The sequence below is a fragment of the Micromonospora sp. CNB394 genome, assembly GCF_000374985.1.
Taxonomy (GTDB): domain Bacteria; phylum Actinomycetota; class Actinomycetes; order Mycobacteriales; family Micromonosporaceae; genus Micromonospora; species Micromonospora marina.
Window position 1 is genome coordinate 397,725 of sequence record NZ_KB895825.1, and the last position, 23,263, is coordinate 420,987.

At 73.2% G+C, this 23,263-nt stretch carries 23 protein-coding genes and 1 riboswitch; of the genes, 13 read left to right on the plus strand and 10 right to left on the minus strand.

The window, feature by feature from the left end; translation table 11 throughout:
- The first annotated feature begins 25 nt into the window (after positions 1–25).
- Genes hppD through C569_RS0101710 form a run of 6 tightly spaced genes read left to right on the plus strand, consistent with a single transcriptional unit; the run spans position 26 to position 6,108 of the window.
- Complete coding sequence (hppD, locus tag C569_RS0101685) at positions 26–1,102, plus strand: 4-hydroxyphenylpyruvate dioxygenase (RefSeq protein ID WP_018784091.1); 1,077 nt, start codon at positions 26–28, stop codon at positions 1,100–1,102.
- Positions 1,099–2,022: a phytanoyl-CoA dioxygenase family protein gene (locus C569_RS0101690; protein ID WP_020608571.1), complete on the plus strand. Its 924-nt coding sequence runs from the start codon at positions 1,099–1,101 to the stop codon at positions 2,020–2,022. The genes hppD and C569_RS0101690 overlap by 4 nt, the downstream gene beginning before the upstream one ends.
- Positions 2,023–2,024: 2 nt before the next feature.
- Positions 2,025–2,822 carry a DUF3050 domain-containing protein gene (locus C569_RS0101695; RefSeq protein ID WP_018784094.1) on the plus strand — a complete coding sequence of 266 codons (798 nt, stop codon included), beginning with the start codon at positions 2,025–2,027 and terminating at the stop codon, positions 2,820–2,822.
- Positions 2,819–3,790 carry a thiamine pyrophosphate-dependent dehydrogenase E1 component subunit alpha gene (locus C569_RS0101700; protein ID WP_018784095.1) on the plus strand — a complete coding sequence of 324 codons (972 nt, stop codon included), beginning with the start codon at positions 2,819–2,821 and terminating at the stop codon, positions 3,788–3,790. The genes C569_RS0101695 and C569_RS0101700 overlap by 4 nt, the downstream gene beginning before the upstream one ends.
- A complete protein-coding gene (locus C569_RS0101705; RefSeq protein ID WP_018784096.1) occupies positions 3,790–4,755 on the plus strand; it encodes an alpha-ketoacid dehydrogenase subunit beta in 966 nt (321 codons plus the stop codon). Before C569_RS0101700 ends, C569_RS0101705 begins: the two co-directional genes overlap by 1 nt.
- A 3-nt stretch (positions 4,756–4,758) precedes the next feature.
- On the plus strand, positions 4,759–6,108 hold the full coding sequence (locus tag C569_RS0101710) for a hypothetical protein (protein WP_018784097.1): 1,350 nt from the start codon (positions 4,759–4,761) through the stop codon (positions 6,106–6,108).
- 203 nt (positions 6,109–6,311) lie between these two features.
- On the opposite strand, the gene C569_RS0101715 is transcribed toward C569_RS0101710, so the two are convergent.
- Genes C569_RS0101715 through C569_RS0101735 form a run of 5 tightly spaced genes read right to left on the minus strand, consistent with a single transcriptional unit; the run spans position 6,312 to position 10,871 of the window.
- Entirely contained in the window at positions 6,312–6,992 is a 681-nt protein-coding gene (locus tag C569_RS0101715; RefSeq protein ID WP_018784098.1) for an SGNH/GDSL hydrolase family protein, read from the minus strand.
- Positions 6,993–7,033: 41 nt separating this feature from the next.
- Positions 7,034–7,666 (minus strand): HAD family hydrolase, encoded by a 633-nt coding sequence (locus C569_RS0101720; RefSeq protein ID WP_018784099.1) that lies wholly within the window; start codon positions 7,664–7,666, stop codon positions 7,034–7,036.
- Positions 7,663–8,055, minus strand: coding sequence for an MmcQ/YjbR family DNA-binding protein (locus tag C569_RS0101725; RefSeq protein ID WP_018784100.1), 393 nt, complete (start codon positions 8,053–8,055; stop codon positions 7,663–7,665). Before C569_RS0101725 ends, C569_RS0101720 begins: the two co-directional genes overlap by 4 nt.
- Before the next feature lie 36 nt (positions 8,056–8,091).
- Positions 8,092–9,312 carry an MFS transporter gene (locus C569_RS0101730; protein WP_018784101.1) on the minus strand — a complete coding sequence of 407 codons (1,221 nt, stop codon included), beginning with the start codon at positions 9,310–9,312 and terminating at the stop codon, positions 8,092–8,094.
- The gene (locus C569_RS0101735; RefSeq protein WP_018784102.1) at positions 9,309–10,871 is read right to left on the minus strand and encodes a class I adenylate-forming enzyme family protein; all 1,563 of its coding nucleotides are present in this window, start codon (positions 10,869–10,871) and stop codon (positions 9,309–9,311) included. Before C569_RS0101735 ends, C569_RS0101730 begins: the two co-directional genes overlap by 4 nt.
- A gap of 285 nt (positions 10,872–11,156) precedes the next feature.
- Here C569_RS0101735 and C569_RS0101740 point away from each other — a divergent pair, with 285 nt between their 5' ends.
- From C569_RS0101740 to C569_RS0101765, 6 genes are all read left to right on the plus strand, one after another.
- Complete coding sequence (locus C569_RS0101740; RefSeq protein ID WP_026267582.1) at positions 11,157–12,467, plus strand: SGNH/GDSL hydrolase family protein; 1,311 nt, start codon at positions 11,157–11,159, stop codon at positions 12,465–12,467.
- A 64-nt stretch (positions 12,468–12,531) separates the two neighbouring features.
- Complete coding sequence (locus C569_RS0101745; RefSeq protein WP_018784104.1) at positions 12,532–13,755, plus strand: cytochrome P450; 1,224 nt, start codon at positions 12,532–12,534, stop codon at positions 13,753–13,755.
- Positions 13,752–14,717, plus strand: coding sequence for an alpha/beta hydrolase (locus tag C569_RS0101750; RefSeq protein ID WP_018784105.1), 966 nt, complete (start codon positions 13,752–13,754; stop codon positions 14,715–14,717). Before C569_RS0101745 ends, C569_RS0101750 begins: the two co-directional genes overlap by 4 nt.
- Entirely contained in the window at positions 14,710–15,813 is a 1,104-nt protein-coding gene (locus C569_RS0101755) for an alpha-hydroxy acid oxidase (RefSeq protein WP_018784106.1), read from the plus strand. The genes C569_RS0101750 and C569_RS0101755 overlap by 8 nt, the downstream gene beginning before the upstream one ends.
- 1 nt (position 15,814) lies before the next feature.
- The gene (locus C569_RS0101760; RefSeq protein ID WP_018784107.1) at positions 15,815–17,158 is read left to right on the plus strand and encodes a PLP-dependent aminotransferase family protein; all 1,344 of its coding nucleotides are present in this window, start codon (positions 15,815–15,817) and stop codon (positions 17,156–17,158) included.
- 27 nt (positions 17,159–17,185) lie between these two features.
- A complete protein-coding gene (locus C569_RS0101765; protein WP_026267583.1) occupies positions 17,186–17,437 on the plus strand; it encodes a hypothetical protein in 252 nt (83 codons plus the stop codon).
- A gap of 58 nt (positions 17,438–17,495) precedes the next feature.
- Here C569_RS0101765 and C569_RS0101770 read toward each other — a convergent pair whose 3' ends face one another.
- The 5 genes from C569_RS0101770 to C569_RS0101790 all read right to left on the minus strand — a co-directional run bounded on the left by C569_RS0101770 (position 17,496) and on the right by C569_RS0101790 (position 23,025).
- Entirely contained in the window at positions 17,496–18,932 is a 1,437-nt protein-coding gene (locus tag C569_RS0101770) for a glycine hydroxymethyltransferase (RefSeq protein ID WP_018784109.1), read from the minus strand.
- 18 nt (positions 18,933–18,950) lie between these two features.
- Positions 18,951–19,040: riboswitch (ZMP/ZTP riboswitch) on the minus strand.
- 180 nt (positions 19,041–19,220) lie between these two features.
- On the minus strand, positions 19,221–19,721 hold the full coding sequence (locus C569_RS0101775; protein ID WP_018784110.1) for a hemerythrin domain-containing protein: 501 nt from the start codon (positions 19,719–19,721) through the stop codon (positions 19,221–19,223).
- A gap of 107 nt (positions 19,722–19,828) precedes the next feature.
- A complete protein-coding gene (locus C569_RS0101780) occupies positions 19,829–21,298 on the minus strand; it encodes a S8 family serine peptidase (protein WP_018784111.1) in 1,470 nt (489 codons plus the stop codon).
- 148 nt (positions 21,299–21,446) lie between these two features.
- The gene (locus C569_RS0101785) at positions 21,447–22,310 is read right to left on the minus strand and encodes an NAD(P)H-hydrate dehydratase (RefSeq protein WP_018784112.1); all 864 of its coding nucleotides are present in this window, start codon (positions 22,308–22,310) and stop codon (positions 21,447–21,449) included.
- Complete coding sequence (locus C569_RS0101790) at positions 22,294–23,025, minus strand: histidine phosphatase family protein (protein WP_018784113.1); 732 nt, start codon at positions 23,023–23,025, stop codon at positions 22,294–22,296. Before C569_RS0101790 ends, C569_RS0101785 begins: the two co-directional genes overlap by 17 nt.
- Here C569_RS0101790 and C569_RS31945 point away from each other — a divergent pair.
- A complete protein-coding gene (locus C569_RS31945; RefSeq protein WP_081635883.1) occupies positions 23,010–23,204 on the plus strand; it encodes a hypothetical protein in 195 nt (64 codons plus the stop codon). The genes C569_RS0101790 and C569_RS31945 overlap by 16 nt on opposite strands.
- The last annotated feature ends 59 nt before the right edge of the window (positions 23,205–23,263 follow it).

Here is a 23,263-nt window from a genome sequence, read left to right on the forward strand (position 1 = left end):
ATCACGGGGGGAACAGGGGAAGCCCATGACCATCAACGGGATAGACCATCTCGAACTGTACGTGGGGGACGCCCGGCAGGCGGCCTTCTACTTCGACAACGCGGTCGGGTTCCGGCTGTGTGGGCAGGGCGGTCCGGAGACCGGGCTGGACGGGCAGCGCTCGCTGCTGCTGGCCCAGGCCGGCATCCGGCTGCTGCTCACGACCGGACTGTCCGCGGAGCACCCGGCGGCGACGTACGTGCACCGGCACGGCGACGGCATCGCCGTGGTGGCGCTCGCCGTGGACGACGCCGCCGGGGCGTACGCGGAGCTGGTGGGCCGGGGCGCGAAGGCGCTGCGTTCGCCGCGCACCTTCACCGGCGCGGACGCCGAGGTGGTGGTGGCCGAGGTCGGCGGCTTCGGCGACGTGGTGCACCGGCTCGTCGAGCGGCGCGGCGACCCGGGCGTGTTCCTGCCCGGCGCGATCGAGCCGGTGACCGCCCCCGGTGGAACGGACACGCTGCTGGCCGAGGTGGACCACCTGGCGGTCTGCGTGCCGCCGGGGCAGCTCGGCGAGACGGTCGCGCACTACGAGAAGGTGTTCGGCTTCGCCGACATCTTCACCGAGCACATCGAGGTCGCCGGTCAGGCGATGAACTCCAAGGTGGTGCAGAGCCCGTCCGGGGCGGTCACCTTCGTGCTGCTGGAGCCGGACACCGGCGCCCGGCCGGGACAGATCGAGGACTTCCTGCGCTGGCACGCCGGCGCCGGGGTGCAGCACCTGGGCCTGCGCACCGACGACATCGTCACCGCCGTCGGCGCGCTCGCCGGGCGCGGGGTGCGGTTCGCCAGGACGCCCGGCGCGTACTACGACGGCCTGGAGCAGCGGGTCGGCCGGCTGGACGCGCCGGTGGACCGGCTGCGCGAGCTGAGCATCCTGGTCGACTCCGACCACGACGGCCAGCTGCTGCAGATCTTCACCGAGTCGATGCACGTGCGCCGCACCCTCTTCCTCGAACTCATCGAGCGGCGCGGGGCGCGCACCTTCGGCAGCGGCAACATCAAGGCGCTGTACGAGGCCAAGGAACGCGAGCTGGCCGCGGCGGAAGGGGGCAAGGCGTGACCACCATCGATCCCGGGCTGACCGCCGAGGAGGAGGCGCTGCTGCCCTCCGACGAGGACGTCCGGCACTACGCCGAGCACGGCTGGTACCTGTCGAAGAAGCTGCTCACCGACGACGAGGTGGACGAGCTGGTCGCCGCCACCGACAGCTACTACGCCGGAGAGCGTGACCGCCGGCTGCCGGTACGGCCGCCGAAGCTGGCCTACTGGGAGCCGTCCCGGGGTGACGTGCAGCGGCACAACGACTACGTCCACCACGAGCACGACGGCATCGCCCGCATCCTGCGCAAGCCGCTGATCGGTGCGGTAGCCGCCCGGCTGGCCCGCGCCGCCGAGATCCGCATCTTCCAGTCCACGCTGATCTGGAAGCCGCCGATCGCCGGTGAACCGTCGAACATCGTGCCCTGGCACTTCGACAAGCACTACTGGGCGTCCTCGTCGTCGGAGAACATGCTCACCGCGTTCATCCCGTTCCACGACTGCGACGAGGAGATGGGCACCATCACCATGGTCGACGGCTCCCACCGGTGGCGGGAGATCGGCGCCGACGACACGGTGGTGCGGCACTTCGCCGACCGGGACCGCGACCAGCTCGAAACCATGCTCGCCGAGAACGCGGCGTACAACGGCGCGCAGATCCGCAAGATCCCCATGGTGATCCCCAGGGGACACATGAGCTTCCACCACTGCCGCACCTACCACGGCAGCGGTGCGAACGTCAGCGGGCGGCCCCGCCGGGCCGTCTCGCTGCACCTGCAGGACGGCGACAACGCCTGGCGGGAGTATCCGCTCTCCGACGGCACGCTCGCCGCGTACAACCACGACGTGCTGGTCCGCCGCACCCACGAGGGCCGGCCGGACTACGCGGACCCCGATTACTGCCCGGTCATCTGGCGCGACCGCGCCCAACAGGGAGGCTGACAATGTCACGATACGACTGGGGCAAGACGCACCCGGGCATCGAGCGGCTGGAGCGGGCGGTGACCGAGCGCCGCGACGTGGTGGTCAAGCACCCCCTCTACGCCAACCTCGACACCCACGACGCGCTCGTCACGTTCATGGAGCACCACGTCTTCGCCGTCTGGGACTTCATGTCGCTGCTGAAGTCGTTGCAGCGGCAGCTCACCTGCGTCACGGTGCCGTGGATCCCGACCGGGCCGACCGGCAGCCGCCGCCTGATCAACGACATCGTCATGGTCGAGGAGAGCGACGAGCTGGGCGACGGCTACATCAGCCACTTCGAGCTGTACGTGCAGGGCATGACCGAGGCCGGTGCCGACACCTCCGCCGTGAACCAGCTCGTCGACCTGCTGCGCGACGGCACCCCGGTCACCGAGGCGCTCGGCGCGGCGGGCGTCCCCGCGCCGTCCGCGGCCTTCGCCGGCACCACCTGGCGGATCATCGAGACCACCCCGGTGCACTGCCAGGCCGCGGCGTTCGCGTTCGGCCGCGAGGACCTCATCCCGGAGATGTTCACCCAGGTCGTCGCCGTCAACGAGCGCAGCAACCGGCTGAACAAGTTCGTCGACTACCTGGAGCGGCACATCGAGGTCGACGGCGAGCAGCACACCCCGATGGCCATGCAGATGCTGGCCGACCTGTGCGGCGACGACGACACCAAGTGGCAGGAGTGCGCCGACACGGTGAACGCCGCGCTCGCCGCCCGCGCCCGCCTCTGGGACGACATCCTCGCCGCCGTCAAGGAGGGCCGTCCGGCGTGACCGGCGCCGACCCGCTCCGGCTCTACCGGACGGTCCGGCTGATCCGCCGCTTCGAGGAGCGCGCGATCGAGCTGGTCCACGCCGGGCAGATCGTCGGCGGCATCCACCCGTACCTCGGTCAGGAGGGGATCGCCGCCGGCGTCTGCGCGGCGCTGGACCGCGAGGACCTGGTCACCGGCACCCACCGCGGGCACGGGCACGTACTCGCCAAGGGCGCCGACCCGGCCCGGATGCTGGCCGAGCTGTGCGGCCGGGTCACCGGGCTCAACCGGGGCCGGGGCGGGTCGATGCACGCCGCCGACTTCGGCGTCGGCGTCCTCGGCGCCAACGCCATCGTCGGGGCCGCCGGCGCGATCCTCACCGGAGCGGTGTGGGAGCGGCGGCGGCGCGGCGCCGGCATCGTCGGCGCCACCTTCTTCGGCGACGGCGCGGTCAACGAGGGCATGCTCCTGGAGGCGTTCAACCTGGCCGCGCTCTGGCGGGTACCGGTGCTGTTCGTCTGCGAGAACAACGGCTACGCCACCACCATGCCGGTCGACGGCGCGGTCGCCGGCACCATCGCCGGGCGGGCCGCCGCCTTCGGCATGCCGGCGACCGTCGTCGACGGGCAGGACCCCGAGGCGGTACGTGAGGTCACCGCCGCCGCCGTCGCGCGGATGCGCGCCGGCGCGGGCCCCGAGCTGGTCGAGGCCCGCACCTACCGCTTCGACGCCCACCACACCTTCGAACATCAGGTACGCCTCGACTACCGGCCGCCGGAGGAGGTGGCCGAGGGCCGGTCCCGCGATCCGGTGGACATCGCCGGAGCGCGGCTCGACCCGGCGGCCCGGGCCGCCGTGGACGCCGGCGTCGAGGCGGAACTGGACGCTGCAGTCGAGTACGCGCTCGCCGGGCCGCACCCCGACCCGGCGACCGCCCTGGACCACCTGTACGCCAGCGGGCTCACCGCCCGGACCGGAGGTGGCTGATGCCCCGGCTCTCCTACCGCAGGGCGCTCACCCGGGCGCTCGCCGACGAGATGACCCGCGACGAGTCGGTCGTGGTGCTCGGCGAGGACATCCGGGTGGCCGCCGCGAACGTCACCACCGGGCTGCTGAAGAAGTTCGGCCCGGAACGGGTCCGCGACACCCCCCTGTCCGAGCAGGCGTTCACCAGCTTCGCCACCGGCGCGGCGCTGGCCGGGGCCCGCCCGGTGGTGGAGTTCCAGATCCCGTCGCTGCTGTTCCTGGTCTTCGAGCAGATCGTCAACCACGCGCACAAGTTCCCGCTGATGACCGGCGGCCAGTGTGCGGTGCCGGTCACCTACGTGGTGCCCGGCTCCGGCTCCCGTACCGGCTGGGCCGGGCAGCACTCCGACCACCCGTACGCGCTGTTCGCCCACGTCGGGGTGACCACAGTCGTACCGGCCACCCCGGCCGACGCGTACGGGCTGCTGGTCTCCGCGATCCGCTGCGACGACCCGGTGGTGGTCTTCGCCCCGGCGGGCGCCCTGGACCTGCGCGCCGACGTCACCGACCTGGCACCGGTGCCGCTGGGCCGCGGGGTCGTCCGCCGTTCCGGCACCGACGTGACGGTGGTGGCGGTCGGGCACCTGGTGCACGACGCGCTCGCCGTCGCCGAGGAACTCGCCGGCCAGGCGTCGGTGGAGGTCTTCGACCCCCGCACGCTCTACCCGTTCGACTGGGATGGGCTGGTCGAGTCGGTGAGCCGCACCGGGCGGCTGGTCGTCGTCGACGACGGCAACCGTTCCTGCGGCATCGCCGCAGAGATCATCGCCACTGTGGTCGAGCGGGTCCGGCTGGCCGCGCCACCCCGCCGCGTCACCCGCCCCGACGGTGCGGTGCTGCCCTTCGCGCCCGCCCTCGACCGGGCCGTGCAACCCGGCCGCGACCAGCTCACCGCCGCCATCCAACTGACCCTCAAGGACGGATGAACGATGGACCCGAACTACACGTGGCCGCCGCTCGGCCAGGCGTGGACCGACCTGCCCGAGTCCACCCGTACCGCGATGGTGACCACCGGCGCCGAAGCGTGGGAGGAGATCTTCCACGGCCGGGCCACGTACAACAAGCAGTGGCGCCTGGCCCGCCCGCCCGTCATCACCGCCGACGCGTTCCGCGAGCTGAACGAGGTCTGCGACCGTATCGCCCAGCTCATCCTCGAAGCCTGCCGGCGCCGCGCACGCACCGCCGGTGAGCTGCGCCTGCTGCTCGACGTGCCGGACGGCGAGACCCGTCTGCTCGACCCGGACGAGGAACTGCGCGAGGGGCTGCTCGCCGCGTACCGGCCGGACGTGCTGTTCTCCGGCGGCGTGCCGTGCATCGTGGAGTACAACATCGACAGCAGCCTCGGCGGCGGCTTCGACGCCGACACCGTGATCCAGCGGTACGCCGAGCTGTACCGCGCGCACGCCCTGCTCGACGGCGCGCGGCCCGCGCCGTCCCTGCTGGACCAGCGGTTCGTGGCCATCCGGGACACGCTCGGCCTGCCCGACGGCGCCCGGGTGGCGCTGCTGATGGACTTCGACGCCGACTACCCGGGGCTGGACGACCCGGAGACGTTCATCCGTATCCTGTCCCCGCTGATCGACCAGGCCCGCCCGTTCGGCATCGACCTGGTCATCGCCCCGGTCGCCACCGCCGGCCTGGACGCGCAGAACCGGCTGGTCGTCGGCGGTGCCCCGGTCGACGCCCTGTTCCGGCTGTTCGTGCCCAACCGGGTCACCCCCAGTGCCGGGCTGGACGCGGTGGCCGGCGCGCTCGCCGCCGGCACGCTGCCGATGTTCGTCAGCAGTGCCGCCTGGCTGCTCAGCAACAAGCTGAACTACGCCTGGCTCTGGGACGACCTGGACCTGCTGCCGGAGGACGACCGGACGCTGATCCGGCGGTACGTGCCGCACACCGTCGCGCTCACCGCCGACCAGTTCGACCGGGCGCTCGCCGAACAGGCCGACCTGGTCGCCAAGCCCGCCGGTGGCTCGGCCGGGCACGGCGTGCTCATCGGCCGGGAGATGACAGCGGTGGCGTGGGCGGACGGGATTCGCGCGGCGATCGCCGCGGGCGGCCACATCCTGCAGCGCTACCACGAGGCGGACCGGGTGGCGATGGACTTCGTGCAGATCGAGACCGGTGAGACGGTCACCGCCGACGTCCCGTACAGCCTCGCTCCGTACCTGTTCGCCCGCACCGGGTCGGGCGCGCTCGCGCGGGTCGGCTACCCGGGCTGCGACGAGGTCCTCAACCTGGCGAGAGGCGTCCTCCTGACCGGCATCCTCCTAACCGACTGACCCACCCACCCACCCCCACCCCCACCCCACCCACCCCCGTCCCCCCTCACTCCCAGCGTTGATCAAGGAGTTTGGGTCCTCACGGGGCGCGTCAGCGACCCAAACTCCTTGGTCAACAAGGTGGATCCGGCCCGCAGGTCGGCCCCCACCCGCGGCTACCGGGCACCGAGTCTGCCAACGGCTGACCCGGTAGCTCCCTCCCATTAGGGGTGGGGGAGGTGGGTGGAGAGGACCTTCAGGGTTTCGGCGGTGGCCACCGCGTCGCTGCGGGCGCTGCCGTGCCGGCCGTCGCTGCTGTACAGCGACGGGTCGGCCACCAGCGGATGGTCGGTCAGGTGGACGTGCAGCGTGCCCAGGCGCTCGGCCACGCCTCTCGTGTGCCGGGACAGCCGGCGCATCCGCTCGCCCAGACCCGCGCGCAGCGCGTCCGGCACCGCCGGGCTGTGCGACACGTCGAACATGCCCACCGTGATCACGTCCGCGCCCGCCTCCCGCAACGCGGTGATCATGGCGGTCAGCTCGGCGTCGACCGCGTCCGGGTCGTAGGCGGACCGGAACGCGTCGTTGCCGCCGCACACCACCAGGGCCAGGTCCGGTTCGAAGGCCAGCGCGTCGGCGAGCTGGGTGGCCCGGACCTCGTGCGCCCGCAGCCCTCGCCGGCCCAGGTTCAGGTAGGCCAGTTCCGGCCGGATCGCGCGCAGCTCGGCCGCGATCCGGTCGGCCCACTGGAGGTCGGGGTAGCCGTCGGCGGATTCGCACAGCCCTTCCGCGACGCTGTCACCCAGCACCGCGAACCGCCGCCACGGGTGCCCGCGCAACAGTTCGGCGGCCTCTCCCGGCCGCAGGCACCACGGGTCGGTCGCCTCGGTCAGCGTCGATGGCATGCCCGGCACGCTAGCCGAGCGTCCCGCGCGGCGAAAGGGGCTCAGGGCAGCAGGGCCAGCAGCTCCCCGGGCCGGGTCAGGCTGAGGTCGGCGGGCTCGTCGGGGTCGTACTGGTGACCCCATGCGGCGGCCACCGCGACCGCGCCGCTGTGCCGGGCGGCGCGTACGTCGAGCGGCGAGTCGCCCACGTACGCGGCGCGGCCTGGTGGCACGCCGAGCCGGCGGCAGGCCGCCTCCACGCCGTCGGGCGCCGGTTTGGGGCGGTCGACCTGGTCTCCGCCCAGGACGGCAGTGAAGTGTCCGAGCAGGCCCGCCCGGTCGAGCAGGATCTCGGCGGCCCGGTGGCTCGCGCCGGTGAACACGCCGACGGGCACCCGGGCGGCGATCGCGGCGAGCGCGTCCGCGACGCCGGGGTAGACGCGTACCCGGCCGGCGAGCGCGGCCAGCTCGGCGTGGTAGCGGTCCAGGTCGTCGCCGGAGGCGGGCCGCCGCAGCAGGTGGGTCAGCAGGTCCGCCGGGGAGCCGATCGAGTAGCCGGCGATGACCTCGGCGTCGGTGTACGACGGGCCGCCCCCGGCGCGCACCGCCGCCCGGTACGCAGCGGGCACCACCGCGTGCGACTCGACGAGCGTGCCGTCCATGTCGAACACGATCGCGTCCACCGGCCCGGTCACGCGTGCTCCGCCCGGTGTGCCGTGGCGAGCCGCTTCGGGGCGCGCGCGTACCACGCCTCGGTGATCAGCTCGGTCAGCTCGTCCACGTCGATCCGGTCGAGCCGCACCAGCACCACGGGGTAGCCGTCGAGGTGCGGCGTGGTGAAGTAGACAGCCGGGTCGTCGGCGATCAGCGCCTCCTTGGCGCCCAGGTCGGGCACCCGGACCCCGAGGATCGGGCCGTCGGGCGCGGCGTCGCCGAGCGCCTCGATGTCGCCGCGGCGCAGCGGCCGTTCCCAGACGAACATCTTGTCGCGTACCCGCCAGGCGGGCAGGTCGTCGTGCGAGCCGCGCTCGGTGGTCTCGGGCAGGGCCAGCGCGATGCGCCGCACGTCGTCCCAGGTCGCCATGGCCCCGACCCTACCGAAACCCCCCGACACGACGGCTCAGACCGGCGTGGGCGTGGCCGGTTCCGCGGCCGGGCGTCGGGACGCGCGGGCCAGCAGCAGCGGCCCCACGGTCAGCACCAGGCAGACCACCGACATCACCAGCAGCGCCGGGGTCAGGTCGAGCAGCGCCACCGACCAGCCGCCGAGCAGCGCGCCCACGGGCAGGCCGAGGAACGCCACCGATCCGGAGATGCCCAGCACCCGGGTCTGCAGCTCGCCCGGCACCCGCTGGTAGAGCGTCGCGCCGAGCAGCGGGTTGACCGCCGCGATGCCGATGCCGGACAGGAACGTCACCACGAGCACCACGACCAGGTCGTCGCTGAGCGCCAGCGCGAGCAGCCGGGGCGCGCCGCTGAGCGTCAGCCCCAGCGCGAACGTCGTACCGGCCGGCAGCCGGGTGCCGAACATCGTGAACAGCAGGTTGCCCAGCAGGGCGCCGGCCGAGAAGACACCCAGCAGCAGACCGAACCCGGCCGGGTCGCCGAGCACCTGGCTGACCCACAGCGGGATCCAGACCGCGACGCTGGCGTTGGCGAACATGTTGGACACCGACACCACGATCAGCATGGTCATCAGCGTCCGGTCGGTGCGCAGGTACGCGAAGCCGCCGCGCAGCGCCCGCAGGTACGGCTCCCGGGGCGCCGGTTGCGCCGGTGCGGGCGGCCGGACCAGCACGCCGATCAGCAGCGCGCAGACCGCGAACGTGGCCGCGTCGATCCAGATGGCCCGGGTCAGCCCGACCCAGTCGATGAGCAGCCCGCCGAGCACCGCGCCGAACAGCGTCATGCCGCGGGCCAGGCCGTCGTAGGCGCTGGTGAGCCGGATCAGCGGCACCCCGGCCCGCTCGGCCGCCGGTTTGAACAGCACGTGCTTGACCCGGTCGCCGATGCCGCGCAGGCCGCCGGCGACCGCCACCAGCACCAGCAGCGTGCCGAAGCCGAGCCACGGCGCCAGCGCCACCACGGCCATCGCGACGGCGCTCGCCGCGTCCACGAACACCGAGGTACGGCGTACCCCGAACCGGTCCGCCCACGGGGTCGCGAGCGCGCTGGAGAGCATGTACGGAAGCGTCTCCGCCGCCGCGACGAGCCCCATCTTGGTGGGGCTGCCGGTGGTCTCCAGCACCAGCCAGGGGATGGCGACCACCGAGATCCGGGTGCCGAGGTTGGACAGCAGGTCGGCGCCGACCAGGGTGTACAACTCCCGGCGCGGGTTCACGCCGGAGTGCCGATCGGGTCGGCGCCGGTCGGGTGCGCGGCCGCGTACCGGGCCCGCAACGCGCGCTTGTCCACCTTCGCGGACCGGTTCAGCGGCAGCGCGTCGACGAACTCCACGGCGCCGGGCGCCCACGTCTCGCTCAGTTCCCGGACCACGAGCGCGATCAGCTCCGCACCGGTCACCGACGCGCCCGGCGCGGGCACCACGTACGCGTGCGGCAGTTCCCCGGCCGCCGGGTCCGGCACGCCGATGACGGCGGCGGCGCGCACCTCGGGGTGACCGGCGAGCACGTCCTCGATCGGGCGGGAGTAGATCGGCCAGCTGCGCTGCCGGGTGAGGATCCGGTCCTGTAACCGGTCGACCAGGTAGACATAGCCGTCGGCGTCGAGGTGCCCGATGTCGCGGGTGCGGACCCAGCCGTCGACGAGCGTCTCGGCGGTCAGCTCCGGCCGGCCGTGGTAGCCGGCGAAGCTCAGCTTGGTGCGCACCCACACCTCGCCGTCCTCGCCGGCCGGCAGCACCCGCCCGCCGGCGTCGCGGATCTGGACCGAGACGTCCCCGTACGGGCGGCCGCAGGAACGCAGCCGCTCCGGGTGCTCCGGGTCCTCGGTGAGCCCGGGCAGCGCGCAGATCACCACCGCCTCGCTGAGCCCGTACACGATGCGCAGGCACGGGCCGAAGCGGGCGATGGCCTGGCGCAGCCGGGCCGGCGCGGCGGGCCCGGCGCCCACGTTGAACATGAACATCGCGGAGAAGTCGGCGCCCGTCAGGTCGGGGTGGTCGAGCACCTCGTAGAGCATCGGCGGGGTGACGAACGTGGAGGTGAGTCGTTCGGCGTCCACGGTGGCGATGAACGCGGCCGGATCCCACTGCTCGCGCAGGAACAGCACGCCGCCGGTGAACAGGTTGAACAACGTGGTGATCTGCCCGCTGGCCAGCCACATCGGGGAGTGCGACAGGTGCCGCAGCAGCGGGAACCCGGCACCCCGGAAGTCGGCGGCGAGCGTGAGCACCTGCCGGTAGAAGCTCTCCCGGTGGTGCACCAGCTTCGGCGTGCCGGTGGTGCCGCTGGTCTGCAGGAACGACTCGGGCGTGGGCACCTCGGCGGGCAGCTCAACGGCCGCGCCGGCGGTCCCGGCGGTCAGGTCCGGCCCGCCGCCGCCGGGACCGAGGCAGAGCACCGGTACGTCGGACAGGCCCGCCGCGACCCGGACCGCCTGCGCGTCGCGCGGGTCGTGGACGAACGCCTCCGGCGCGGACAACGCGACGAACTCGTCGACCTCCCGCCGGGACGTCACCGGGGCCACCCACATGCTCCGGCAGCCCAGCAGGTGCAGGGCCAGTTGCAGCAGCGGACCGTCGATCGTGTTGCCGAGCATCACCAGCACCGCCGCGCCGGGGCGTACCCCGTGGTGGCGCAGCGCGGCGGCCAGGCCGCGCACCTCGGCCGCTACCTGGGGGTAGGTGAGGCGGCGTCCGCCGCCGACGAGCGCCTCCCGGTCGCCGAACCCGGCGAACAGCTCCAGCGCCTCGTGCACATAGGTCGGCCGGTCGGTCATCGGGCAGCCCCCATCATCGTCCGCGAGCGGCGTCCGGCCAGGTCAGGGCCGGGACGAGACGGCAGGTGCCAGGGTCGGCGACCGCACCGCCGCCAGCCCCGAGCCTAGGCAGCCCCGATCCACGGCGGACAGAGCCGATCGTCGCTGCGTCACATCCCCCGGGCATTTGATCATGTCGATCAGGTTGATTGACGCTCGTCACAGCCGGAAGCTAGTTTCCGGTCCATCGCCCGGGCCGGTGCCGCCGACCGCGTCACGCCCGGGGCTGCCGACCATGGAGGATCGATGCCGACCCCGAAGAGATGGCACGTCGTAGCTTCCGCCGTGACACTGTTGATCGCCGCCACCCCCGCGGTGACCGCCAGCGCCGGCCCGACCGGGAACGACCGCGCCGGGCACGGGCGCGCCGAGTGGGCCGGAACCTGGGCCGCGGCGGTGACCCGCGGGAACACCGTGGGCCTGACCGAGACCGGCCTGAACAACCAGAGCATCCGGATGACCGTGCAGACCTCGGTCGGCGGGCCGCGCCTGCGGGTGCGGCTGACCAACCTCTACGGCCAGCAGGCCATCCAGGTCGGCCGCGCCACCATCGCCCGGCCGAACACCGCCACCCCCGACGACCTGTCCGACATCGTCCCGGCGAGCGTGCGCCAGCTGACGTTCTCCGGCGCCGGCTCGACGACCATCAACAAGGGCGCCGAGCTGCTCAGCGACCCGGTGGCCTTCCCGGTGGCCGAGCAGGAGGACCTGGTGGTCACCCTGTACTTCCCGGTGCTCACCGGGCCGGTCACGTTCCACGGCCAGTCCCGGGTCACCAACTTCATCGGCGCCACCGACCTCACCTCGGCGGCCGACGGCACCGGCTTCACCATCCGGCCCAACTGCTGCTGGATGTTCCTGTCCGGCATCGACGTGGAACGCCGGGCCACGCCCGGTTCGGTGGTGGTGCTCGGTGACTCCATCAGCGACGGCAACGGCAGCACCGTCAACGCCGACCGCCGCTGGCCGGACCTGCTGGCCAAGCGGCTGATCGACGCCCGCCCGGAGCCGCGTACCCCGGGTGTGCTCAACCTCAGCCTGGCCGGCAACCGGCTCAACCACGAGGGCACCGAGCCCGGCGCGGGCGGGTTCCCCGGCTACTACGAGCTGGGCCCGAACGCGCTGGCCCGGCTCAACGAGGACGTGTTCCCGCAGACCGGGGTGCGGACCGTCATCACCCACCTGGGCATCAACGACATCTGGATGAACGGCGACAGCCCCGAGGCGATCATCGCCACGCTGCGCCAGCTCAACCGGCAGGTCCAGGCGCGCGGCCTGACCAGCATCGCCGGCACGCTCATGCCGTACGAGGGCAACGGCGGGCCGGGCGTGTGGACCCCGGAGAAGGACGCCACCCGGCAGGCCGTCAACACCTGGCTGCGCGGGCCCGGCCGGGCCGAGTTCGACGGTGTCGTCGACTTCGACGCGGTGATGCGCGATCCGGCCCAGCCGAGCCGGTTGCTGCCGGCGTACGACTCGGGGGACCACATCCACCCGAACGACACGGGCGCCGCGGTGATGGCGAACGCCGTACCACTGAAGCTGCTCGGACTGTGACACCGGGCGGGGGCGGCGGTCGACACGACGCCGCCCCCGCCGTCGTTTCCTGGGGAGGAAGACAGTGGACGTCAGCGAGATCCTGACCGGTCTCTACAGCGAGCAGGGCCGGCAGAACCCCTATCCCTTCTACGCGGCCCTGCACGAGCACGGGCCGATGAACGCCGTTCCGGCCCGGGCCGAGCACAGCACCGTGAGCGCGGTGGCGGGCGGGTACGACGTGGTGGACCAGATCCTGCGCGACCCCGGCTGGTACAAGGGCTTCCCGCCCGGCTGGGAGGAGCAGGAGATCCTGCGCACCTTCCGGACCTCGATGATGTTCGTCAACCCGCCGGACCACACCCGGATGCGCGCGGTGTTCGCCAGGACGTTCACCCCGCGCCGCCTCGGCGCGCTGGAGCCGGCGATCGAGCGGATCGTCGCCGAACGCCTGGACCACATGGCCGAGGTGGGCGCGGACGGCCACGAGGTGGACTTCGTGGCCGACTTCGCGTACCCGGTCCCGGCGCTGGTGATGGCCGAGTTCATCGGCCTACCCGCGACCGACCTGTCCTGGTACCGGCAGCGGGTCGACTGGATCGACGAGTACATGGACGTGGCCGGCAAGACGCCGGAGCGGCTGGCCCGGGCCAACCAGGCCGCCGGACAGCTGCGCGCCTACTACCGGGATCTGATCGCCCACCGGCGCCGCACGCCCGGCGACGACCTGATCAGCGGGCTGACCGAGGTGCTCGACGCGGGCGGCGTCGACCTCACCGAGGACGAGTTGATCAGCAACCTGATCGTGCTGTTCAACGCCAGCTTCGTCACCACCGTCTACATGTTCAGCAACGGCCTGCCGCTGCTGCTGGAGCATCCGGACGTGACCGCCGCGCTGCCGGGCGACGACGCGCTGGCCCGCGGCTGCGTGGAGGAGGTGCTGCGGATGGAGAGTCCGGTGCACTTCCTGGCCCGCTCCGCGCCGGCCGGCGTCGACCTCGACGGCGTGCCGATCAGCCGCGACGGCAACGTGCTGCTGCTGATCGCCGCCGCCAACCGGGACCCGTCCCGGTTCCCCGACCCGGACCGCTTCGACCCGCACCGCGACGGCCCGCCGTCGCTGGCCTTCGGCGTCGGCCTGCACTTCTGCCTCGGCGCGGCGGTGTCCCGGCTGGAGGGGCGCCTGGCGCTGCCGAGCCTGTTCGCGCGTTTTCCCCGGCTCGCCGTCACCCAGCCCTACACGTACAGCGGGAGCCTGTTCCTGCGCGGTATCGACAAACTCTTCGTCACCACAGGGGAGGCCCGATGACACTCGATCCGCAGGTGGTCGCGTGGCGGGCCGCGCGGGCCGCCGCCGGCACCGTGCCGCTCTACACCCAGACCCTCGCCGAGGCCCGTGCCGCCGACCTCGCCGCGATCCGCGCCGGCTCCGGCGCGGTCGAGCCGGTCGCGGAGGTACGCGACACGACGGTACCCGGCCCGGCCGGGCCGCTGCCGGTGCGGATCCACCGGCCCGGCGGCGACGGCCCGCTGCCCACGCTCGTCTACTTCTTCGGTGGCGGCTGGACGCTCGGCAGCGTCGACACCGCCGACGGGATCTGCCGCCGGCTGGTCAACCTCACCGGCGCGCAGACCGTGACGGTCGGCTACCGGCTCGCCCCGGAGCACCCGTTCCCGGCGGCGGTGGAGGACTGCCACGCCGCGCTGCGTCACCTCGCCGCGCACGCCGCCGAGTTCCACGTCGACCCGGACCGGCTGGCGGTGGGCGGCGACAGCGCGGGCGGGAACCTGGCCGCGGCGGCCACGTTGCTGGCCCGCGCCGACGGCGGTCCCCGGCTCGCCGCCCAGTTGCTGGTCTACCCGAACACCGACCAGCGCCCCGGGCGCCGGCCGGCCGACGACGAGGACCCGATGCTGTTCAACAGGCACTCGGTCGGCTGGTACCGCGGCCACTACCTCGCCGACCCGGGCGACGCGGCCCACCCGCTGGCGTCGCCGCTGCTCGCCGAGGACCTGTCCGGCCTGCCACCGGCGTTCGTGGTCACGGCCGGGCACGATCCGCTGCGCGACGAGGGCCTGCGGTACGCGTCTCGGCTGCGCGAGGCCGGCGTGCCCACCGAGACCGACGACCACCCGGGCATGGTGCACGGCTTCTTCGCCATGCCCGGCGTGTTCGACGCCGGCCGGCTGGCGCAGGAACGCGCCGCCGCCTTCCTGCGCCGCGCGTTCGGGCTCGACCCGGCGGCGGCGACGGATGCCGACAATGGCTGATCCGGCGGACGGGTTCGTGTCGCCGGCCAGCCTGGCCGAGTTCGCCGCGCCGGCCCGGGCGGTGCTCCCGGCCGACGTGTGGGACTTCGTCGACGGCGGCAGCGGCACCGAGACCGCCCTGGCCGCGAACCGGGCCGCGCTGGACCGGGTGGCGGTGCTGCCCCGGATGCTGGCCGGGATCGACGACCCGTCCACCGAGGCGACGCTGCCCGGCGGCCGGGCCGCGTTGCCGGTGGCCGTCGCGCCGATGGCGTACCAGCGTCTGCTGCACCCCGACGGCGAGCCGGCGCTCGCGGCGGCGGCCCGCACGGCGGGCGTGCCGTACGTGGCGAGCACCCTGTCCAGCGCCCCGATCGAGGAGATCGCGGCGACCGGCGCGACGGTGTGGTTCCAGCTCTACTGGTTGCGCGACCGGGCGCTGGTGGCCGACCTGCTCGACCGGGCGGCGGCGGCCGGATGCGCGGCGGTGATGGTGACTGTGGACGTGCCGGTGCTCGGGCGGCGCCTGCGCGACGCCCGCAACGGGTTCGCGCTGCCGCCGCACGTCACCGCCGCGAACCTGCCGGGTGGGCGGGACGACCTGGCGCACCAGGGCACACCGGGCGTCTCGGCGGTGGCGGTGCACACCGGCGCGGTGTTCGCCCCGGCGCTGAGCTGGGCGGACCTGGAGTGGCTGCGGGAGCGTACCCGGGTGCCGTTGCTGGTCAAGGGCATCCTCGACCCGCGGGACGCGGTCCGCGCGGCGGACGCCGGCGTCGACGCCGTGGTGGTCTCCAACCACGGCGGGCGGCAACTCGACGCCGCCCCGGCCAGCGCGGCCATGCTGCCCGAGGTGGTCGAGGCGGTCGACGAGCGGTGCGCGGTGCTGCTGGACAGCGGCGTCCGCAGCGGCGTCGACGTGCTGCGCGCGCTGGCGCTCGGCGCGGACGGCGTGCTGCTGGGTCGGCCGCTGCTCTGGGCGCTCGCGGCCGGTGGCCGGGCCGGTGCCGAGGCGGCGCTGGCGCTGCTCGCGGCCGAGTTGCGCGACGCGCTCATCCTCAGCGGCTGCCCCGACCCGGCCTCGGCCCGGCGGCTGCTCACCCGGATCGGAGGCTGACGTGGAGCCCGTCGACCTGGCCGTCACGGCGCTGCACGGCAGCGTCGGCGACCCGGCGCTGAACTCGATGAACTTCCTCAACGAGGTGGCGCAGCACTACCCGGACGCGGTGTCGCTGGCGGCCGGCCGCCCGTACGAGGAGTTCTTCGACTCCGCGCTGCTGCACACGCACCTGGACCGCTTCCGCCGCCACCTCGCCGAGGAGGTCGGGCTGGACCGGGCCGGCGTGGACCGGACACTGCTGCAGTACGGGCGCACCAAGGGCATCGTGCACCACCTGATCGCCCGTCACCTCGACGTCGACGAGGGGCTCACCGTCGACCCGGAGTCGATAGTGGTGACGGTCGGCTGCCAGGAGGCCATGTTCCTGGTGCTGCGCGCGCTGCGGACCGGCCCGGCCGACGTGCTGTTGGCCGTCGCACCCACGTACGTCGGGCTCACCGGCGCGGCCCGCCTGGTCGACCTGCCGGTGCACCCGGTGGCCGGTGGACCGGACGGCGTCGACCTGACCGACCTGCGCGCCGCTGTGCGCCGCGCCCGTGCCGGAGGGCTGCGGCCCCGGGGCTGCTATGTGATGCCCGACTTTGCCAACCCGTCGGGCGTCAGCATGGACACCACGCAGCGGCGGCGGCTGCTCGACCTGGCCGCCGAGGAGGATATCCTGCTGATCGAGGACAACCCGTACGGACTGTTCCCGGCCGACGGCACCGACCGGCGGCCCACCCTGAAGGCGCTGGACACCGCCCGCCGGGTCGTCTACCTCGGCTCGTTCGCCAAGACCGTGCTACCCGGCGCCCGGGTCGGCTACGTGGTCGCCGACCAGCGGGTGGGGGAGGCGGACGGCGCTGTGGTCCCGCTCGCCGACCACCTCGCGAAGATCAAGAGCATGGTCACGGTGAACACGTCGCCGATCAGTCAGGCGGTGATCGGCGGTGCGCTGCTGGCGCACGACTGCTCGCTGGTGGCCGCGAACGTCCGGGAGCGGGCCGCGTACGCCCGCAACCTGCGCCACCTGGTCGACGGCCTGACCCGGCGTTTCCCGGCCGGCGGCCCGGTCTCCTGGACCGTGCCGGCGGGCGGGTTCTTCGTGGTGGTGAGCGTGCCGTTCGCGGTCGACGACGCGCTGCTGCACCGCTCGGCGCGTGAGTACGGCGTGCTCTGGACCCCGATGGCGCACTTCTACGACGCGGGCACACCTGTCGACGCGCTACGGCTGTCGGTGAGCGCCGTCACACCGGAGTCGATCGATGTGGGTCTGGACCGGCTCGCCGCGCTGGTCACCGACACCATGGCCGTAGGTGTGACGCCGCAGTGTCAGGGCTCCGGCACCGTGCGTGTTCCCTGACTCCGGTCGTCTGTTGATAATGGACGAATGGTTGCCTGGGAGTACGCGTTGCTCGTTCGTCGGTATCAGGGTCAGGGTCGCAATTTCCACGTCTCGTTCGTGTGGTACGGCCCGGACGGGTCACGCACCGACGTGACCGCGTACGGCGACACCGCGGTCGCGCACCTCAACCGGGTCGGCCGGGAGGGCTGGGAACTGGTCTCCGCCGCCGAGGACGTGAACAACGTGCAGGGCAGCACCGAGGTCCACCGCTACCACCTGAAGCGCCCGCTGAGCTGACCCCCTTCGCAACGGCGCCCCGGGAGATCGTCCTCCCGGGGCGCCGCCGTCACGACTGTCAGCCCAGGTCGACCGCGGGGTAGAGCGGGAACGGCGTGAGCAGGTCGGCGGCCTGCTTGCCGACGGACTCGGCGACCGCCGGGTCCAGCACGTACTTCGCCTTCGACGGCGCGCCGTCCGGGCCGGTGCCGGGCGTGGTCTGGCTGAGCACGGTGTGGATCAGCTCGGCGGTGGCGTCCATCTCGGTGGCGCCGAGCCCACGCGTGGTCAGCGCCGGGGTGCCGATCCGGATGCCGGAGGTGTACCAGGCGCCGTTCGGGTCCTGCGGCACCGAGTTGCGGTTCGTGACGATGCCCGAGTCCAGCAGCGCCTGCTCGGCCTGCCTACCGGTCAGGCCGTACCCGGACACGTCGATGAGTACCAGGTGGTTGTCGGTGCCGCCGGTGACCAGCGTCGCGCCCCGGCGCAGCAGCCCGTCGGCGAGCGCCTGCGCGTTGTCCACGATCCGCTGGGCGTAGTCGGCGAAGTCGGGGCGGCGTGCCTCGGCCAGCGCGACCGCCTTCGCGGCCATCACGTGCGGCAGCGGCCCGCCGAGCACCATCGGGCAGCCCCGGTCCACCTGGTCGGCCAGCTCCGGCCCGCAGAGCACCATGCCGCCACGGGGGCCGCGCAGCGACTTGTGCGTGGTGGTGGTGACGATGTGCGCGTGCGGCACCGGGTCGAAGTCGCCGGTGAAGACCTTGCCGGCGACCAGCCCGGCGAAGTGGGCCATGTCGACCATGAACGTGGCGCCGACCGAGTCGGCGATCTCCCGCATGATCCGGAAGTTGACCTTCCGCGGGTACGCGGAGTAACCGGCGACCAGGATCAGCGGCTTGAACTCGCGGGCCGCCTCGGCCACCCGGTCGTAGTCGATCAGGCCGGTGGCCGGGTCGGTGCCGTAGCTGCGCTGGTCGAACATCTTGCCGGAGATGTTCGGCCGGAAGCCGTGGGTGAGGTGCCCGCCGGCGTCCAGCGACATGCCGAGCATCCGCTGGTTGCCCAGCTCACGGCGCAGCGCGAACCAGTCGGCCTCGGTGAGGTCGTTGACCTGCCGCGCCTGCGCCTTGCGCAGCGCGGGGGACTCGACCCGGTCGGCCAGGACCGCCCAGAACGCGACCAGGTTGGCGTCGATGCCCGAGTGCGGCTGCACGTACGCGTGGGACGCGCCGAACAGCTCCCGGGCGTGCTCGGCGGCGAGCGCCTCGACGGTGTCGACGTTCTGGCAGCCGGCGTAGAACCGGCGCCCGACCGTGCCCTCGGCGTACTTGTCGCTGAACCAGTTGCCCATTGCCAGCAACGTCGCCGGGGAGGCGTAGTTCTCGCTGGCGATGAGCTTGAGCGACTCGCGCTGGTCGGCCAGTTCCGCGGCGATGGCGTCGGCCACGCGCGGCTCGACGCCGCGGACGACCTCAAGCGCGCTGCGGAAGGCGGTGGACTCGGCGTTGCGCGACATGCGACCTCCAGGTGACGTGCGGAAGGCCCAGGCGCTCGGCATGCGTCCTCATGACGAGGCCGCTCCCCGATGGTGCTCCATCTCCACGCGCCAGTCACGGCCCGGTGCCGATCCTACCGGCCCGGCCGGGACCTGCGGGGCTGGGCCGCCCGTCCCGGGGCACACCTGGGGGGCCGGCCTCGACCCGGCCCGGGCGAGAGATGGCCGAGCCCGGCTCGGGCGACTGAGCACCGACGCGAGCGGGACCGCCCCGGAAGAAGGGGCGGTCCCGCTCGCGTCGGGGTGCTGTCAGGCGACCACGGCGTCCAGCGACTTCTTCAGCGCCTCCGGGGCGGTAGGGGTCTTCGGAGCCTTCGGCCGCAGGTCGAGCATCCGCTGGCCGATCTCCTGGAGCTGGTTACGGCCGAGCGCCTCGCGGACCTTCGGGAACCACTCCTGCTCCTCCTCCTCGATGTGGTGCGACACGTTCTCGATCAGCACCGTCGTCTTGGCGTTGAAGCGCTCGTCGTCGGCGTCCATGGTGAACAGCTCGAAGCAGAGCACGTCCGCGACGTGGTGCTCCTCGTACGACTCCAGGACGTCGTCCTCGACCTCGGGCACCAGCTTGCGGACCTCCGGGTACATCACCTCGTTCTCCAGGTAGGTGTGCACCGTGAGGGCTTCGAGGATCTGCGTGACGATCTTCCCGCGCTTGCTCGCCGGTCCCTCCTCGGCCTCCTGGAAGGCCCTGAACAGGCGGCGGATCTCCTTGTGGTCCTCCTTGAGCAGGACGATCGCGTCGGTGGACACCGGTTACCTCCTAAGTCGGCTGACGGTGCCCCCCTACCCGGGGCCTCACCAGGACAAACAGACCGGGCCCGGCAATCGCTGCCGGGCCCGGTCCACGCGGATCAGAGTTACTTCACCGCGTTGTACGCGTCCACGACACCGGCGCCGTAGAACCCGTTGCGGTTCCCGCCGGAGCAGGTCGCGTCGTACGCGTCCGGCCCCGCCGGGATCAGCGGAACCGGGTTGTAGACGCCCGACGGGCAGGACTTCGCGACCGCCGTGCGCTCCAGGAACGAGGCCAGCTGGCCCGGGTTCATGCCCGGGTGCGCGGACAGCGCCAGCGCCGCGACGCCGGTGGCGTGCGGGCTGGACATCGAGGTGCCCTGCTTGTAGCCCCACCCGTTGGTGCGGGTGGTGGTGTTGAAGGTGGTGGACAGGATGCCGTCGGCGGACGTCGAGCGGGCGCCCTGGGTCCGGAACCGGGTGTCGCCACCCGGCGCGGTCACGTCGATCACGCCCTGCCCGTACGACGAGTAGTAGCTCTTCTCACCGGTCGGGCCGACCGCGGCGACGGTCACCACGCCCGGCGCCTCGGCCGGCAGGACCAGGCAGGCGTTGGTGAGGTTCTCGCGCTCCTCCGGCGTGCCGTTGTTCGGGCTGCCGGTGTCGGTGATCTTGTGGGCCAGGTCCCAGTTCGAGTTGCCGGCCGACGCGAGGTGCAGCACGCCCTGGGACTGCGAGTAGCGCAGGGCCCGCTGCACGGCCTTCCACACCGGGCGCTGGCGGGCGTCGTTGCGGCAGTTCAGCTGCCACGGGTCGATGTAGTAGCTGTTGTTGGTGAGCTGGAAGCCGTGCTCGGCGGCCCACATGAACCCGCAGACCGCGGCCTCCGGGAAGATGTAGCCGTCGTCGTTGACGACCTTGACGGCGGCGACCTGCACGCCCGGGGCGACGCCGGTGACCCCGACGCCGTTCACGGCGGCGGCGATGGTGCCGGCCACGTGGGTGCCGTGGTCGCTGGTGGTGGGGTTCCACGCGGCCTCGGCGGTGTTCGGGACACCGCCCACGCAGGAGGCGCTCTTCTCCCTGGCGATCTGGGTCGCCAGGTCCGGGTGGCTGCTGGAGATGCCGCTGTCCAGCACGCCCACCACGACCGACGGGTTGCCGCCGGTCACCGCGTGCGCCTGCGGGACGCGGATCATGTCCATGTCCCACTGAAGGTTGTAGAGCGGCTCGGTGGTCGGGTCGCCGGTGGCGGCCGGCGCCTCGACCGTCTCGCCCTCGTCCAGGGCGGTGCCCAGGCCGGCGGTGGAGGCGACCGACTCGACGCCGGCGCCCGCCACCCGGGTGGTGAAGTCCGGGGCGGACGAGCGCACGACCAGCACGCCGATCTTGTCGTACGCGGCCACCACTGTGCCGTCGGCGGCCGCCACGCGGGCGGCGGCCTTGGCGGTGCCGTTGCCCTGCGGGGCGAGTACCAGATACGAGGTCTCCGGTCCGGCGGCCGCGACCGGCGCCATGCCGCCGGTGAGGGCGAGCCCGGCGCCGAGCGTCACCGCGGACGCCGCGGCGAGTGTCTTGCGACGGAGATTGTTCACACAGACTCCCAGGGGTGCGTGCGGGTGGACCGCACCCCTGCACGGGCTGCGGTCCGGGCGGAGGTACGGCGAAGTACCGGCCTCGCCCGGACCAGCGCCACCGCATCACGTGGTGTTACACGTGATGGGAGCCCGGTGAAGTGGATCGTCAGACGGTGGCGATCGTGTACGGGATCTCGTCCAGCAGCTCCCGGGCGAGGAAGCCGATCCGCCCGTACCGGGGGACCAGCCGCTGCCCGCTCACCGCGTGCGCGAACGCCGCCCAGCAGGCCGCCTGCGCCGGGTCGGCGCCCCGGGACAGCAGGCCCGCGAGCAGTCCCGCCCGCACGTCGCCGCTGCCCGAGGTGCCCAGCCCGGCGTCCCCGCTCTCCTCCCGCCACGCCCGGCCGTCCGGCGTCGCGATGTGCCCGTACAGCGACACGACCGCGTCGTACCGGCCGGCCAGTTCCACCGCCTCGGCGTCCAGGTCGTCGCCCGGATCGCGGCCCAGCAGGTGGCGGGCCTCGGTCAGGTTGGGGGTGAGCACCACCTTGCGGCCGGAGCCGGCCAGCAGGTCCGGCGCGTGGCTGAGCGCGCCGAGCGCGTACGCGTCGAGCACCAGCGCGGTCTCCCGACCGGCCGCGTCGAGGACCAGGCGCAGCAGCTCACCGGTGGCGTCGATGTCTCGCAGCCCCGGACCGACGGCCACCACGTCCGCCTCGGCGACCAGGCCGCCGAGCAGGTCACCCGGGTCGCCGCGGACCGCGCCGTCGTCGGTCTCCGGCAGGCCGATCACGAGCGCCTCGGGCACCTGGATACTCAGCGACGCGGCTGTCGACTCGGCCGCGGCGAGCTGGAGCACGCCGGCCCCGGCCCGCAGCGCGGCCACCCCGGCGAGCAGTACCGCGCCCGGCGTGAACCGGGAGCCGCCGACCACCAGCACGGTGCCCCGCGCCTCCTTGCCGCCGGTGGGCACCGGCAGCGCCCAGTCCCGCAGCAGCGCGGGGGTGATCACGTCAGACCGGCTCGGCATGGACCTCGTCCTCCCTGGTGGGCTTCGCCCCCTGCTGGTGCAGGTGGGCGACGTCGTTGAACACGTCCGGCACGAGCCGGCCGTCGTCGTCGGCGTGCCAGCCGGTGACCGAGCAGTTGGCGATCACGTGCTCCCGGGTCAGCGCCATCAGCTCCGCCTCGGTGAGCCCCTCCACCAGGTAGCGCAGCAGGAACACGAGCGCGTCGTGGCCGAACAGCAGCACCCGGCCCCCGTCGTGGTCACGGCGCAGGTCGCCCAGCAGCGCCCGCAGCCGCAGCGCCACGTCGGTCCAGGACTCGCCGCCGGGGGGCCGGTAGTAGAACTTGCCGAGCCGGGTACGCCGCTGCGCCTCCTCCGGGTAGCGCCGGGCCACGCCGTGGCCGGTGAGACCGTCGAGGATGCCCAGCTCCCGGTCGCGCAGCCGCTCGTCGACGCTCGCCGGGATCCCGGTGCCGTCGAGCGCCAGCTCGGCGGTGCGCACCGCACGCAGGTACGGCGACACCACCGCCACGTCCGGTCGCCCCGACTCCGGCAGCCCGGCCAGCCAGCGGGCGGTCGCCCGTGCCTGTTCCTCGCCGGTCGCCGACAGCGGCACGTCCGCGTCCCGGTGGGTGAGGTCGATCAGCTCGGCGCCGGACGTCTCGGCCGCAGTGGCCGCGACGTTCGCCGTGCTCTCGCCGTGCCGGACGATCCAGAGCGATGCCATCTCCGCCATGCGGCTCCCGGTACCCGGGCTCGGCGGAGGATAACCGCGCCGGTCGGGCGGCGCGCGGGGCGGCGTGGACCGGCATCGACTTCACGCACCGGGTGGGAGTAGCGTTCATGATCGTCGGCGCCGTGATCGGGATGACCGGTGACCTGACGCTGAGCCGCATCGGCCTGCTGATCACCTGATCTCCGCGCTGTCGGTGGGGCCGGTTATGGTCCCGGCACACTGCGGGCGATCAAGGAGA

Excerpts from the sequence above, each read along its gene's own strand:
- hppD (WP_018784091.1), top strand. The coding sequence starts at position 26 with ATGACCATCAACGGGATAGACCATCTCGAACTGTACGTGGGGGACGCC.
- C569_RS0101695 (WP_018784094.1), top strand. The coding sequence starts at position 2,025 with ATGTCACGATACGACTGGGGCAAGACGCACCCGGGCATCGAGCGGCTG.
- C569_RS0101705 (WP_018784096.1), top strand. The coding sequence starts at position 3,790 with ATGCCCCGGCTCTCCTACCGCAGGGCGCTCACCCGGGCGCTCGCCGAC.
- C569_RS0101710 (WP_018784097.1), top strand. The coding sequence starts at position 4,759 with ATGGACCCGAACTACACGTGGCCGCCGCTCGGCCAGGCGTGGACCGAC.
- C569_RS0101715 (WP_018784098.1), bottom strand. The coding sequence starts at position 6,992 with ATGCCATCGACGCTGACCGAGGCGACCGACCCGTGGTGCCTGCGGCCG.
- C569_RS0101725 (WP_018784100.1), bottom strand. The coding sequence starts at position 8,055 with ATGGCGACCTGGGACGACGTGCGGCGCATCGCGCTGGCCCTGCCCGAG.
- C569_RS0101735 (WP_018784102.1), bottom strand. The coding sequence starts at position 10,871 with ATGACCGACCGGCCGACCTATGTGCACGAGGCGCTGGAGCTGTTCGCC.
- C569_RS0101740 (WP_026267582.1), top strand. The coding sequence starts at position 11,157 with ATGCCGACCCCGAAGAGATGGCACGTCGTAGCTTCCGCCGTGACACTG.
- C569_RS0101750 (WP_018784105.1), top strand. The coding sequence starts at position 13,752 with ATGACACTCGATCCGCAGGTGGTCGCGTGGCGGGCCGCGCGGGCCGCC.
- C569_RS0101755 (WP_018784106.1), top strand. The coding sequence starts at position 14,710 with ATGGCTGATCCGGCGGACGGGTTCGTGTCGCCGGCCAGCCTGGCCGAG.
- C569_RS0101765 (WP_026267583.1), top strand. The coding sequence starts at position 17,186 with ATGGTTGCCTGGGAGTACGCGTTGCTCGTTCGTCGGTATCAGGGTCAG.
- C569_RS0101770 (WP_018784109.1), bottom strand. The coding sequence starts at position 18,932 with ATGTCGCGCAACGCCGAGTCCACCGCCTTCCGCAGCGCGCTTGAGGTC.
- C569_RS0101785 (WP_018784112.1), bottom strand. The coding sequence starts at position 22,310 with ATGCCGAGCCGGTCTGACGTGATCACCCCCGCGCTGCTGCGGGACTGG.
- C569_RS31945 (WP_081635883.1), top strand. The coding sequence starts at position 23,010 with ATGCCATCTCCGCCATGCGGCTCCCGGTACCCGGGCTCGGCGGAGGAT.
- C569_RS0101790 (WP_018784113.1), bottom strand. The coding sequence starts at position 23,025 with ATGGCGGAGATGGCATCGCTCTGGATCGTCCGGCACGGCGAGAGCACG.